The 13335-nt window shown below is 57.9% G+C and carries 9 protein-coding genes; 4 read left to right on the top strand and 5 right to left on the bottom strand.

The window, feature by feature from the left end; translation table 11 throughout:
- The first annotated feature begins 281 nt into the window (after positions 1–281).
- The 3 genes from pruA to Q0650_RS07480 all read left to right on the top strand — a co-directional run bounded on the left by pruA (position 282) and on the right by Q0650_RS07480 (position 4438).
- Complete coding sequence (gene pruA / locus Q0650_RS07490; RefSeq protein ID WP_298817481.1) at positions 282–1847, top strand: L-glutamate gamma-semialdehyde dehydrogenase; 1566 nt, start codon at positions 282–284, stop codon at positions 1845–1847.
- Positions 1848–1953: 106 nt separating this feature from the next.
- On the top strand, positions 1954–2814 hold the full coding sequence (locus Q0650_RS07485; protein WP_298817479.1) for a DUF72 domain-containing protein: 861 nt from the start codon (positions 1954–1956) through the stop codon (positions 2812–2814).
- Positions 2815–2860: 46 nt separating this feature from the next.
- Positions 2861–4438: a YbaK/EbsC family protein gene (locus Q0650_RS07480; RefSeq protein WP_298817476.1), complete on the top strand. Its 1578-nt coding sequence runs from the start codon at positions 2861–2863 to the stop codon at positions 4436–4438.
- 290 nt (positions 4439–4728) lie between these two features.
- On the opposite strand, the gene Q0650_RS07475 is transcribed toward Q0650_RS07480, so the two are convergent.
- Positions 4729–5415: a response regulator transcription factor gene (locus Q0650_RS07475; RefSeq protein ID WP_298817474.1), complete on the bottom strand. Its 687-nt coding sequence runs from the start codon at positions 5413–5415 to the stop codon at positions 4729–4731.
- Positions 5412–6695 (bottom strand): sensor histidine kinase, encoded by a 1284-nt coding sequence (locus tag Q0650_RS07470; RefSeq protein WP_298817472.1) that lies wholly within the window; start codon positions 6693–6695, stop codon positions 5412–5414. The genes Q0650_RS07475 and Q0650_RS07470 overlap by 4 nt, the downstream gene beginning before the upstream one ends.
- Positions 6696–6876: 181 nt before the next feature.
- On the opposite strand from Q0650_RS07470, the gene Q0650_RS07465 reads away from it, so the two are divergent.
- Positions 6877–8880 carry a glycosyltransferase family 39 protein gene (locus tag Q0650_RS07465; RefSeq protein WP_298817470.1) on the top strand — a complete coding sequence of 668 codons (2004 nt, stop codon included), beginning with the start codon at positions 6877–6879 and terminating at the stop codon, positions 8878–8880.
- 103 nt (positions 8881–8983) lie between these two features.
- Here the strand turns inward: Q0650_RS07465 and Q0650_RS07460 are convergent, their stop codons facing one another.
- The 3 genes from Q0650_RS07460 to Q0650_RS07450 all read right to left on the bottom strand — a co-directional run bounded on the left by Q0650_RS07460 (position 8984) and on the right by Q0650_RS07450 (position 12817).
- On the bottom strand, positions 8984–9352 hold the full coding sequence (locus Q0650_RS07460; RefSeq protein WP_298817468.1) for a NifB/NifX family molybdenum-iron cluster-binding protein: 369 nt from the start codon (positions 9350–9352) through the stop codon (positions 8984–8986).
- The gene (locus tag Q0650_RS07455; RefSeq protein ID WP_298817466.1) at positions 9349–9879 is read right to left on the bottom strand and encodes a thioredoxin domain-containing protein; all 531 of its coding nucleotides are present in this window, start codon (positions 9877–9879) and stop codon (positions 9349–9351) included. Before Q0650_RS07455 ends, Q0650_RS07460 begins: the two co-directional genes overlap by 4 nt.
- A gap of 493 nt (positions 9880–10372) precedes the next feature.
- Entirely contained in the window at positions 10373–12817 is a 2445-nt protein-coding gene (locus Q0650_RS07450) for a glycoside hydrolase family 31 protein (RefSeq protein WP_298817464.1), read from the bottom strand.
- Positions 12818–13335 lie beyond the last annotated feature (518 nt).

The raw sequence follows: 13335 nt of genomic DNA, 5'->3' as shown, positions 1-13335 counted from the left end.
CCTCTCGGCTACCCGCTAGCAACAACAGAAGGGCGCAGCACCGCTGCGCCCCTACCCCCGGCTATCGCCTCTCGCCTCTCGGCTACCCGCTAGCAACAACAGAAGGGCGCAGCACCGCTGCGCCCCTACCCCCGGCTATCGCCTCTCGCCTATCGACTATCAGCTACCGGCTATTAGCTATCGGCTATCGGCTATCGCCTATCAGCTATCGCCTATCGCCTACCGGTTTCCCTGCTACAATGGGAGATGACAGCAGCTCTCAAGGGCAAGGAGAACAGGTTATGCTTACTCCATTTCAAAACGAACCGTTCGGCAACTTCGATAGTGACAATCGCCGCGCAGCGATGCAACGCGCGATCCGACACGTTGCCGGCCAACAAGGGGCAAGTTATCCACTGGTGATCGGTGGCGAGCGGATTGTGACCGATCGTAAGCTGCCCTCGATTAACCCCGCCGAACCAAAGAAGGTCGTCGGATATGCCAGTAGCGCTTCCCAAGAGCAAGCTCACCAGGCAGTACTGGCTGCCGATGCCGCCTTTCGAGCATGGTCGCGCGTGCCGGTGAGCGCGCGGGCGCAAGTGCTGTTGCGCGCCGCTGCTATTATGCGTCGCCGGAAGGAAGAGCTGGCAGCCTGGATGATGCATGAGGTGAGCAAGAATTGGGTCGAGGCTGATGCTGACGTGGCCGAAGCGATTGATTTCTGTGAGTGGTATGCGCGGCAGGCCCTGGCTTTACAGGGTGAGCGCCAGCCGCTCGTACCATATCCCGGTGAGTATAACGAGCTGCGCTATATTCCGCTTGGGCCAGGTCTGGCAATCCCGCCGTGGAATTTCCCGCTGGCGATTGCCACTACCTTGACCGTTGCGCCGATTGTGGTCGGTAACACGGTGGTGCTAAAACCGTCGCCGCGCGCGCCGGTGATGGCGAACCTGTTGGTGCAAATCCTGGAAGAGGCTGGCCTGCCGCCGGGTGTCGTCAATCTGGTTACCGGTGAGGATGCAGTGATCGGTGACTTTCTAGTCGATCACCCGCTGGTACGCTTTATCGGCTTTACCGGCTCGAAGACTATTGGGCTGCGGATTCAGCAGCGCGCGGCAGTGCGTCAGCCCGGACAGAACTGGCTCAAGCGCGCAATTCTCGAGATGGGAGGGAAGGATGCGATTATCGTTGATGAGACTGCCGATCTCGAAGCGGCGGCTAGTGGGATTGTGGTGAGCGCTTTCGGGTTTCAAGGGCAGAAGTGTAGCGCCTGCTCGCGGGCGATTGTCGTCGATCAGGTCTACGATCAGGTATTGCAGCGGGTTGCTGAAAAGGCGAAGGCGCTGCGACTGGGTAATCCCACCAAACCCGAAACCGATATGGGCGCCGTTATCGACCAGCGCGCGTTTGATACGATCAGTCAGTACATTGCCATTGGTCAGGAAGAGGGTCGGTTGGTAACCGGTGGTGAGGTGATCGATCACGAGCTGGTGAAGGACGGCGGCTTCTTTATTCAACCTACCATCTTCGCCGATGTTCAGCCGCATGCCCGTATCGCGCAGGAAGAGATCTTCGGGCCGGTGCTGGCGTTTATTCGCGCAGCAAACTTCGATGAGGCGCTGGCAATCGCCAATGATACTGAGTATGGTTTGACCGGCGGTCTCTATAGCCGCAATCTCGAGCGACTCGAACGGGCGCGTGAAGAGTTCCATGTTGGTAATCTCTACTTCAACCGCAAATGTACCGGCGCGCTGGTCGGCGTGCAGCCGTTTGGTGGTTTCAATATGTCGGGCACTGACAGCAAGGCGGGTGGGAGCGATTACCTGCGCCTGTTTACGCAACCAAAGGTGATTAGTGAGCGGTTTTGAGCCTGGAGGAGCGGCGAAGGGTTGACGCGCAGAGGCGATGGCGCGCAGACGTAAACGGAACAAGGAATCACCGTTCTGCGCGCTGTTCGCGTTACGGTATAAAACCATGATTAGAATTGGATGCGCGGTCTGGGCGTATAACGGCTGGGTAGGCGACTTCTTCCCACCAGGAACGCGCAGTAGCGATTTTCTCAAGCTGTACAGCCGGCAATTGACAACAGTGGAAGGTAACACAACGTTCTACGCCACACCATCGCCGGCAACGGTGGCGCGATGGGTGGCTGAGACGCCGCCGAACTTCCACTTCTGCTGTAAATTGCCGCGCGAGGTGAGTCATGCCGGCGCGCTGGCCGAGAAGTTGCCGCAGGCGCAGGCTTTCGTGACGCGGATGCGCGAGCTTGGCGCGCGTTGCGGGCCTTTTTTCCTCCAATTGCCGCCGGGCTATGGGACAAACCGGCTGGCCGATCTCGCCCAGTTTTTGGCCGGTTGGCCGGCAGAGGCAGCGCTGGCGGTAGAAGTGCGCCATCCCGACTGGTATTTGCCGGTTGGTGAGGCGCCCTTGATGGAATTGCTGAACCGTTATCGCGTCGGGCGCGTGATCATGGATGTGCGCCCTATTCGTGATCCGAACGATCCAGGCGGAGCATTGCTTGATGATGCCCGTGAACGTAAACCGAGTGTGCCGCTGCGACCCTTGCGTAGCAATGGGCCAACACTGGTGCGTTACATCGGTCATCCTCAGCTTGAGCGGAATGAGCCTTTTCTCGATGAATGGGCGGCACGCATCATCGAATGGGTTGCGCAAAGCAACGTAGATTCTATATACCTGTTTATGCACTGTCCAGATGAACATCAATCGCCCCGGCTCTGTCGGCTGATAGCCGACCGACTGCGCGCAGCGGGCATGCCACTGGTAGAGCCGGCAGCCGACTCACCCTCGCAACCGGGACAGTTGGAGTTGTTTTGAGTGATGAGTAGACGATTCATATGTCGTCTCTTGTGGAGCTTCATCGATGCATTTCGCGACCTTGTTTGGACGTACTTTGCGCCAGGCGCCTGCCGGAGCTGGTTCGCTTGCCGAGCAGCTCTTGTGGCGGGCAGGTATGTTTCGGGTATTGAGCAACGGCGAAGTGGCGCTGTTGCCGCTGGGCAGCGCAGCGTTGCATCGTCTGGCCGATGCGCTTACCACGGCAATGCGCGACCTGAGCGGACAAGAGATTGGCTTCCCGATTACATCCACTGCACCGTGGTTGACCACAGTTGCCGCGTTGGCGGAACGGGATATTGACTCGTACCGCCAGCTTCCACAGGTGATCTGGAGCTGGCGGCGGCGCAAACAGCAGACGCGCGGCAGAGTGAGTCTGCTCGATCTGCCAACCCCAACTACCCTAGGCTGGGCAGCGCTGGCGTTGGAAGCAGAGCAGGCTGAAAGCCTGCTTAAGGCAGCCCGAACCCGGATAAGCACTGTTATGCGCCACTGTGGTCTCGATCCAGTGGCTGAAGCGCTGTTGAGCGAGGGAACAGCAACGGTGATCGTCGATAGCGCGGCTGCGCCGCTGGATACGCTCGACTGTCCAGATTGTGGGCTGCGCGCGCCACTGGATACGGCGCCGCTAGCGCCACTCTCGCCGCACACCGATCCTGCTCCACCGTCGAGCCTGGTGGAAACACCAGGCGCGCATACGATTGCCGCGTTAGCCGACTATCTCGGCATCCCGACTTCGGCGACAGCCAAGGCGCTCTTCTTCAGCGACCGGCGCGATGGTGAGCAACGCCTGGTCTTTGCGGTTGTGCGCGGTGACCGCGAGGCAAGTCTGGCGAAACTGGCCGCCGCGATCGATGCCGGGGAACTGGTTCCGGCCAGCGAGGAGCAGATTCGGGCATGCGGCGCTATCCCTGGTTATGCTTCGCCGGTCGGATTGGAGAACGTGCTGGTTGTGGCCGATTTGACCGTTGCCAACGGCGCGCCGTTGGTGGCCGGCGCTAACCGGACTGGCTATCACCTGCGCGATGTTGTGTATGGGCGCGACTGGCAGGCTACGCTGGTGGCCGATATTGCCCAGGCTACTGCCGGCGATCCCTGTCCTCGCTGCGGCACGGCTCGCAACGCAGGCCGCGGTGTTGCACTTGGCGCGATCTACCCACCCCAGCCAACCACGCTCCTGGCGCAGGCTGCTGACGGGCAAAACCGACCACTACTTGTAGCCGGGATCGAACTCGATCTCGAACCATTGCTCCATCTGGTTGTCGAACGACATGCCGATGAACGCGGGATCGTCTGGCCGGCGGCGATTGCGCCCATTGATGCGCATGTAGTTACACTTGGACGCGGCGACGCCGTGGCAGTGGCCGGGCAAAAACTGGCTGCCGGGCTGCAAGCTGCCGGTTTACGTGTGCTGATTGATGACCGCGACGAACGGGCCGGCGTTAAGTTTAACGACGCCGACCTGATCGGTGCGCCATGGCGACTGGTGATCAGCGAAAAACTCCTTGCCACCGATCAGGTCGAAGTTCGTCCGCGTGCTGCTCCACAGGCAACAGTCATAGCGAGAGCGGATGTGATCCGTTGGTTGCGTGGAGAGCAGCCGTGATCAGGGTATCGGCAGGCTGAGGGTGTTGCGTTACCCTACTCTGGTGGGGGAAGACGCCATCGCTCAGCGCTACGGTTGCCGAGTATCCCTGGCAATCCATCGCATTCGTGAAATGAAGCAGGTCTGCGAAGTGAGCAGCCTGCTTTCATTATGGAAGCGGGGCCCAGCAGCGCAGTGGCACTGCGTTGCGGGTAAGAGGCAATCCTGACGGGAGAGCAGGCCCTTCGCCACGCGCAATGACAGAAGGTGAGAGGGGAGAATCAACCTCGCATTTGCAGAGGCCGAGCACATTACATGTAGTGCGGATTGTAGAAATTGGTGATAAAGAAGTACAACACCGTCCCCAACAAGCCATGTTGCACTGCGATCAGCGCAGCCTGAACCCGATCACTCACCCCCAACTTACCCAAAATCGAGCTAACATAGTTGCGCACAGTCCCTTCAGATAGCGCCAGTCGATCCGCGATTTCGGCGTTACTCAGGCCACGCGCCAGCCAGCGTAGCACGTCAAGCTCGCGTTCGGTAAGCTGTTTGGTGAGCAGGGTGGCTGGCTGTGTCGGCGGACGACTCACCTGTTCAAGCACTCTTCCGGCCACACTGGGATCGAGAAAGGTTTGACCGGCCACGGTTCCACGAATGGCGCGCGCGATGTCTTCACGACGGGTATCTTTCAGCAGGTAGCCATGCGCGCCGGCGCGCAATGCATCGAAAAGCCACTCGTCGTCATCGTAGGTGGTTAATACCAGCACTTTGACGGTCGGATGGCGCGCCCGAATCTGGCGAGTAGCTTCAATTCCGTTCATGCCCGGCATCTTTAGATCCATCAACACCAAATCCGGTTGATGAACAGCAACCATTGCCAGCGCTTCAGCGCCATCACTGGCGGTTGCTACCACTCGAATATCTCGCTCCAGTCGCAAGAGGAGTTCTAATCCCTCGCGCACAACAGCCTGATCATCGCAAATGACGACTTTCATAGCGCTGCTCCAACTGTCAAAGTGACCGTGGTGCCATTGCCGATACGACTCTCCACTTCGAGTTCGCCACCGATCTGATGCGCGCGTTCACGCATGCCGATCAAGCCGAAATGACCACTCTGCGTAGCCGGGGTAACGTGAAAACCCTGGCCGTCATCTTGCACCACCAGACGCAGATTTTGCCCGTGCAGTTCCAGCCGAACGGTCAGACGGGCCGCGTGGGCATGATGAACGGCGTTTTCAATCGCCTCTTGCGCGATACGGTAGATTGCTTGTTCGACATCAGGCGCCAGGGCGGGCAATCGATCGGGCAACGTAAGTGTCAGTTCGAGACCGGCCCTCGTTGCTGCCGACTCGGCCAACCGACGCAACGCCGCCGATAAACCGATCTCTTCGAGCGGTGATGCGCGCAAGGCTTTCAGCGCGCGTCGCGTCTCTTCCAGGCCCGACCGGGTAGCAGCATGGGCCTGTTCAACCAGCGCTAAGGCACTGGCGCGATCTTCGTTCCAATAGGCGCGGGCTGTTTCCAATTGCACGGCAATGGCAACCAGCGAATGGGCAAGCGTGTCGTGCAATTCGTGCGCCAGGCGATTGCGCTCGCGACTCACAGCCAGGCTTTCCAGAGTTTCGGCATAATGAACAAGACGGACATTAGCTTGCTGCAACGATTGTTGTTGCCGATCCAGGCGTTCAATCAGTTGGTTGACAAAGATGCCAACGACTATGAAGCTGATAGTGCGAACCAGGCCCAAAATGACGAAGACATTGATCGTCTGAAAGGGCATTGGCGCCAGACCGCCGAATAATCCAGTCGGCGAGGGCAGCCCGCGCGTCAGCGGCGCAATCCAGGCTACTGTCAACCCTTCAATCAAGGCAGTTATGCCGCTGAAGACGAATACACCAGGTAGCCGATAACGCCATGCAGTGATGACCAGGGCTAAAAACAGAATTGGCAACTGGCGCAGAGCCATCCCTTCTGGATTGGATAACGGACCGGGAGGAAGGCGTACCAGCAGGAGCTGGTTACCAACCAGTGGCATGAGTGAGAGCACGATGAGCATCAATGGCAGGCGTACCTGCCTGAGTTGCTGCGGCAGGTGATCCAGGTGCGCCGCCAGGAGAAATATCAGCGCCGCGCTGCCGTTGAGCAGGTAATAGGTGAGCAGTGCCGCAAAGGGTAGATATAACCAGCTATCGATGAATGCCAGCGCCAGCAGGTATCCCGTCCAGATCCAGGCTGCGGTGCGAAGCAAGCGCGTCGTGTCATCAATGTCTATCATGCCTCGATCTTAGCACGAGCAGCACAGAGCGTCGAGTTACCCGTGTCATGCTCTCGTGACCGACTCTATGACATTTGTCATCTCACAGGAGCGATGACAGATGATCATCGACACTTGGAAAGTCGGAGCAACCCTCGTACAGTTGAGGCGACATTATCGACAGCGATTGACAGGGAAAGTTATGCCGACTTCAGTTATCACTCAAACCGTGATTGAACGACCGACCTGGCTCGAACGACCGCTTTGGCGAGGTCTGACACTCAACCAACTATTGCTGTTGGCGCTGATGATCGGTTCAGCGGCACTGCATCTCATCAACATTCAGGCAATCGGCGACGCCAATGCGTACTATACCGCAGCCGTCAAAGCGATGCTGCAATCGTGGTCTAACTTCTTCTTCGTGGCCGCCGAGCCTGGCGGTTCAGTTTCGGTTGATAAGCCACCGCTTGGACTATGGATCGAGGCCGCCTTTGCGCTCGCGCTGGGTATCAACGGATTCGCAGTTAGTTTACCTAACATGCTCGCCGGTATCTTTGGCGTTCCCCTGATCTACACTCTGGTCAAAAAGCACGCGGGTACCCTGGCCGGGCTGGTAGCCGCCGCAGTCTTCGCAACTACACCAACTGTCATCGGCACCGATCGCAACAACACGATGGATGGCATGCTGGTTTTCTGCCTCTTGCTGACGACATGGGCCTTCATCAAGGCCACTGAGGCAGGTAAATTGCGCTGGCTGCTGTTGGGAGGATTGCTTCTTGGCCTGGGCTTCAATATCAAGATGCTGCAAGCATTCTTGCCTTTGCCAGCCTTCTATGCCCTGTACTTCTTTGGCGCGAACAATTCCTGGCGGCAAAAGATCATCAATTTGAGCGTAATGACTATCCTTCTGCTGAGCGTATCTCTCTCGTGGGCGCTGGTTGTAGATTTGACTCCGGCAACTGCGCGACCCTACATTGGCAGTAGCCAGACGAACAGTGTGCTCGAGTTAATGATCGGTTACAACGGTCTCAATCGTCTCCTGGGCATGCAGCGCAATCCAGGAGGAATCGATGATGGCGGTAACGTTTCCCCAATTCCAGCTCCCGGCTTCCCCGGTGCCGACAACTCACCCTTTGATCGACCGCCAACTTCGGAAATGCCCGGTATGCCACCCAACCAGGCCGGTGATGGACCGGTATGGAACAACCGGGCCGGCGGCGGAATGTTTGAGCAGGAAATTGGTACGCCTTCACCCGTTCGCCTTTTCGTGCCGCCGCTGGCTAAAGAGCTAAGCTGGCTGCTACCGTTCGGGATCGTGAGCCTGATCGCGCTGGCGACTCTTACCCGGCCAACGTGGCCATTGGCTGCCGGGCATAAAACCGCTCTGCTCTGGGGTGGCTGGCTGGTCATCGGTATGATCTTCTTTAGCGTCGCTAACTTCTTCCACGACTATTACCTGATCATGCTGGCTGCGCCACTCGCGGCAGTGATTGGTAGCGGTGTGGCAGTTGCCTGGCGGGAACGCGCGCGGCTGTGGATGACAGGTTTGGTTGTCCTGGCAGCAACAGGAACCCTGATCTTTCAGTGGTGGCTGGCCCGACAATACGGGCAAGATGCCTGGTGGTTGTGGGTAGCCGCGCTGGTGCTCGCCGGTGGAGTCATTGCGCTGGCAATCGGACAGTGGCGGATGCGGAAGATTGCATTGCCGCTCGCTTACACGCTCATCATCGCTGCGCTGCTCATCACGCCGCTCGCATGGTCGGTTTTGACCGCTATCAACCAGCAGCCAGGCGAAGCACTACCCGGCGCATACGGTGGATCGATAGGAGCAACCAATCGTCCGCCAATGGGTGATCGAGATATGCCGGCTGTGCCGCAAGCTGGCGATGTCACTGCCTTGCTGACCTTCCTGCAAGCGAACACCCAGGACATCGACTACCTCGTTGCCGTACCGAGCGCGCAAACCGGCGCACCGCTAGTGCTGGCTACCGGTCGTCCGGTGCTTTACATGGGTGGTTTTAGTGGCAGCGATCCGGTGATTGATGCCGAGGGTCTGCAAGCGCTGGTCAATGCGCAACGCCTCCGTTACATCCTCTTCGCCGGGCGCGCGCCAAATAATGCGATAACTGCCTGGTTGCAGACAAGCTGCAAGCCGGTCGAAGAGATGAGCCAGGGGATGCAAGTATTGTACGAGTGTCGTCCGTAGTTGCCGGATAGAGCGACAATGATGATCGTTGTTCACGCGCGATTGTCGCTCTGCGCTGCTATTACCGGAACGCTTGTGCTGATGAACGGTGGTAGACACCGTTTCAATGGCGATGATGTATGCGTTCGGGATGGTGAGAAAGCGCGCCATTCAGGTAGGCCTGCACTGCTTCGTCAATCACGCGAAGCGGTGTACAGATAGCCGTTATACCGGCAGCCTGCACGGCTTGAAAGGCCGGCTCACCCATGCCACGGGCCACGATCAACTCGCAATCGCGCACTGGCTCCACCAGCCAGTGATGCGAGTCGTGGTGATGGTGATCTTGCGTCTGATGATAACTGTGCCGCGCTTTCGGACGCGCTTCCCTTCCCACCACATGGCCGCGCTCGATGGTGAACACCTCATACCACTGAGCACGGCCTAGATGGGGGCTGATTGTTTGATGGTCATCGGTGGCAAATGCAATCTTCATGGCACTCGCTCCGTATCCTGTTTCTTACTCATACCGCGCATCCAGGATGTGATCGTCTGCCAGACCGGACAACGATCGTACACGGCGCTGAACAAGACCAGCCCTGCCAGCACGAACAGGGGCCAGCCAACCCCGCCTGACCATGCGATCACCGCCAATACGAGAGCGACAACGATCCGGATCAAGCGTTCTCTGGCGCTGATGCGGGGTGGTGTCTTGCCTTCGGCCAGGTGATGGAACATCTCACTTAGCTCAGCCTCAGCCTTAGCGCCGATATGGCGGATGATCTCTTGACCATCACGATAGACGATGAGCGTTGGAATACCGTACACCTTGAGATCACGCAATAGCTCAGGATGAGCTTCAGCATTAATCTCCCAGAGCGCAACCTGACCCTGATAGGTCTGCGCCAGCCGTTGCAAGACTGGTCGGGTTACCCGACAGGGTAGACACCAGGGCGCCCAAATATCGACGACAACCGGCAGATCGTAGGTACGAAGCCGGGCCTGAAATTCACTCAGGTTCATCAACCGCCTCCAATGCAATGATCCAGAGGGTTGGCGCCAGTGGAATGGGTGACCGGGCAATGCGACCGGCAATAACACCTTTCGTTCCAACCACTACCGCTATCTACCATGATGATGTATCACTCGTCCTGGTTACACCATCGCTCATCGAAGTAACCGTTCGCTTTGTCGGATCCAACTGGCGATGGACGAAACGGTGAAAGACCCTCTGGCATGTAGCAATAAGTTTCTGCGCCGAGGATGAATACGATGATTGAGAGAAGATTAATAAGGTGAGATAGCAATGCTTCCCTGCTGCCCGCGACCGGTTTCGCTGCAATCGGTCAATTCCCAGGCGATAGCGCGCGCCACAAAACCAGAAACAGAACCGACACGACCGCAGGAGCGCGCCACGCCATCATTTCCGGCCATCCGGTCTTGGGCAGCGGACCCTCGTCTGTCGTGTCGGTTATCTCGCCGGCAACATCACCCGTTCAGATGCTGTGAATACGCATCACACCACACACGTCACTGCAAACTCCTGACCACGATTAGCAAATGTTACTCGACGATCGACAACCGGCAGAGTTACGTCGTTGATCGTCACCGTTGCCGGCACAGTGCCGTGGAAAACCAGCGTAAACGAGTCGCGGGCAAAGGCAGCGAAACCCTCGCCCTGCACCGTTGCCGTCAGCATCACCTGATGCCCTCGCCGCTCAACGTGAAAAGTAGTGCGGTAGCAGGCGCCGCGCTGGAAATCGAAGGTGATCCCGTCATCTTCGTGCAAGTCTGAGGTATACATTCCATCACGCTGCGGGATGAACATGTGCAATTCAATCATCCGCGGTTGATAGTCCATCGTCGTCACCGGCGCTTCCGGCCAGAGCGGGATGACAGCGCCAGCGCGGGCAAAGAGCGGAATACGATCAAGCGGAGCAGCGACAGCGATAAACTGCTCACCGTCATACCACGTATCGCTATGCCAATCGTACCACTCGCCTGCCGGCAAGTAGAGCTGGCGCGTCGTCGCCCCTGGCGCATAGACCGGCGCGACCAGCAGGTCGCGTCCGACGAGAAATTGATCGTCAATGTCACGGGTGAGGCGATCGGTCTGATAGGCGAAGACCAGTGGTTGCTGCACCGGCTCACCGGTTTCAACCGTGTGCATAAAAGCGGTCACCAGGTAGGGCATAAGCCGGTAACGCAATCGAATGGCGTCGCGCGCAATCCGTTCGATAGCCGGGCCAAATGACCAGGCATACTGGTCGATATGACCGTAAGCACTGTGATTACGGCAAAAGGGGGTAAGCGCCGCGCATTGCATCCAGCGCGCAAACAGTTCGGGATGGGTATCGCCGGCAAAACCGCCGATGTCGGCGCCGATAAACGCCTGTCCCGAGAGGCCCGTTCCCATCGCCATTGGCATACTCATCCAGAGATGATCCCAGCGCGAGCAGTTATCGCCCATCCAGTTGGCTGCATAGCGCTGAATCCCGGCAAAACCGGCCCGTGACAACACAAACGGGCGCTGATTGGGAAAGGCGGAGCGCAACCCTTCAACAGTTGCCATCGCCATCAACAACGCATACTGATTGTGGTAACGCTCGTGTGGCTCGCGCCCATCGAGAAATCGCATTCCGTATGGCGGAATATCACCAGTGGCCGGCTCATTCATATCATTCCAGATACCGGCAATACCGAGGCGAGCGTGATCGGCGTTGAGCTGTCCCCACCAGGCGCGCACTTCCGGTTTGACAAAATCAGGGAAGGCAGTGCGACCGGGCCAGACCTGGCCAACGTAGATCTCGCCACTGGCCGCGCGGCAGAAGAAACCTCGCTCGCGCCCTTCTTCGTAGAGCGCAAACTGAGGATCAATTTTGACGCCCGGATCGACAATCGTGATCAAGCGAAAACCCTGTTCACGCAACTCAGCAGCCAGCCAGGCCGGATCGGGGAACAGCTCACGGTTCCAGGTAAAGACCCGGTAGCCGTCCATATGCTCAATATCGAGCCAGAGCGTATCGCAGGGAATGCCGCGCTCGCGATGGCGACGCGCCAGCGCCAGCACTTCGGCCTGGTCATAGCGATGCCAGCGGCACTGATGGTAACCCAATGCCCAGATCGGCGGTGGGGCAAGCCGACCGGTCAACCAGGTAAACCCTTCGAGGATGTCGGCCATCTGCGGCCCGGCGAAGATATACTCGGTATACTGACCTCCCAACGCGCAGATACTGTAGGTCTCGGCGGGTGAAAAATCGACATGCAGACGATAGCTGTTATCGAGAAAGAAACCGGCGGCATTCCCGCGTTCGTCAAGATGGTAGAAGAACGGGATCGAGATATAGTAGGGATCAAACTCGGTGCTGGTATTCCTGGCCCGCGGATCGGACGGATCGCGTCCTGCGGCGAACTCAGCCTCGCCCTGCGGACTCAGCACATCGTTATTCCACAGAATAAAATCGCGCCCCTTCCGGTTGAGCCGACCCGTCTTCTCACCCAGACCGAGAAAGGCATCTTCGCGTTCGCAAACGCGATGCAAGACGAAAGCATCATTGAGCGTCGCATAAGCCCATGGGAGACCGTCATGGCCGAGAGCGGTATCAAAGATCAGACTTCCGTCAGCTCGCCGCGCAGCGAGCGTAAACGGATTGCGTCGAATGATCACTTCAATCTGCGCATTACGCAGCGTGATGGTCGCCTCTGTTTCAGCAACCGTGAATGACGGCGCCGGTGCCGCAGACAGATCGGCGCAGACCGCATAGGTTGGATGCTCATCAAACACACCGCCGCGACTGATCTTAAACCGTGCAATATCTTCGCGAATGAACTCAACTCGCAACCACTCGTGTTCGAGGGCAGCCAGCACACCTCGCTCGATCAACTGCACAGAGCCAAGACGAGAGAGTGGCGTAAAATAGCGCGTGTCGGTTAACCCCACCCGCATGGGGACTTGCTTCATGGCAGACTCCTCAAGGTTCACAATGGATGGCACCAGAGCAAGATTGTAGCACAATGGCATCAGGACACATCACCTGACACGCGACCCCGCCGGGAACAAGGTTAAGCGCCAGCTCACCATCAGAGACTACTGTATCAACCGATGCTGAAAAATCTTGTGCCGGCGATAATGCTGATCGGGAAGCGTGAAGCCCTGTCTATTAAGGCGAGCAAACAGGCTTATCTGTTGCGGCGAGCTATAGCTCAACAACAGCGTTTTTGCCCGCTATCAAACTGAAACAGCTATCTACCAATGCGAGCTTGATCGGCAACGATAGGACACCGCCACCTCACCTCTCTTTGCCGAAAGTCGATTTGACGGTATCGCCAGATCATTCCGGATCAAACCATCTACGCCACCTCACTTTGCCAGAAGTCGATTTGACTGCAAGGTACGTCATCTTACCGCAGCCTCTCTTTACGTTATGTAAAAATAAGTCTACGGAAATCGTGCCATACGCGAGCGCATACATACTACAC

The sequence above is a fragment of the uncultured Chloroflexus sp. genome (assembly GCF_937129525.1).
GTDB lineage: Bacteria > Chloroflexota > Chloroflexia > Chloroflexales > Chloroflexaceae > Chloroflexus.
The sequence above is the reverse complement of the archived record's forward strand: the minus strand, read 5'-3'. Positions and strand labels throughout refer to the sequence as shown.

Coding starts and splice junctions, on each gene's coding strand:
- Q0650_RS07485 (WP_298817479.1), top strand. CDS start 1,954: ATGATTAGAATTGGATGCGCGGTCTGGGCGTATAACGGCTGGGTAGGC.
- Q0650_RS07460 (WP_298817468.1), bottom strand. CDS start 9,352: ATGAAGATTGCATTTGCCACCGATGACCATCAAACAATCAGCCCCCAT.
- pruA (WP_298817481.1), top strand. CDS start 282: ATGCTTACTCCATTTCAAAACGAACCGTTCGGCAACTTCGATAGTGAC.
- Q0650_RS07475 (WP_298817474.1), bottom strand. CDS start 5,415: ATGAAAGTCGTCATTTGCGATGATCAGGCTGTTGTGCGCGAGGGATTA.
- Q0650_RS07455 (WP_298817466.1), bottom strand. CDS start 9,879: ATGAACCTGAGTGAATTTCAGGCCCGGCTTCGTACCTACGATCTGCCG.
- Q0650_RS07470 (WP_298817472.1), bottom strand. CDS start 6,695: ATGATAGACATTGATGACACGACGCGCTTGCTTCGCACCGCAGCCTGG.
- Q0650_RS07450 (WP_298817464.1), bottom strand. CDS start 12,817: ATGAAGCAAGTCCCCATGCGGGTGGGGTTAACCGACACGCGCTATTTT.
- Q0650_RS07465 (WP_298817470.1), top strand. CDS start 6,877: ATGCCGACTTCAGTTATCACTCAAACCGTGATTGAACGACCGACCTGG.
- Q0650_RS07480 (WP_298817476.1), top strand. CDS start 2,861: ATGCATTTCGCGACCTTGTTTGGACGTACTTTGCGCCAGGCGCCTGCC.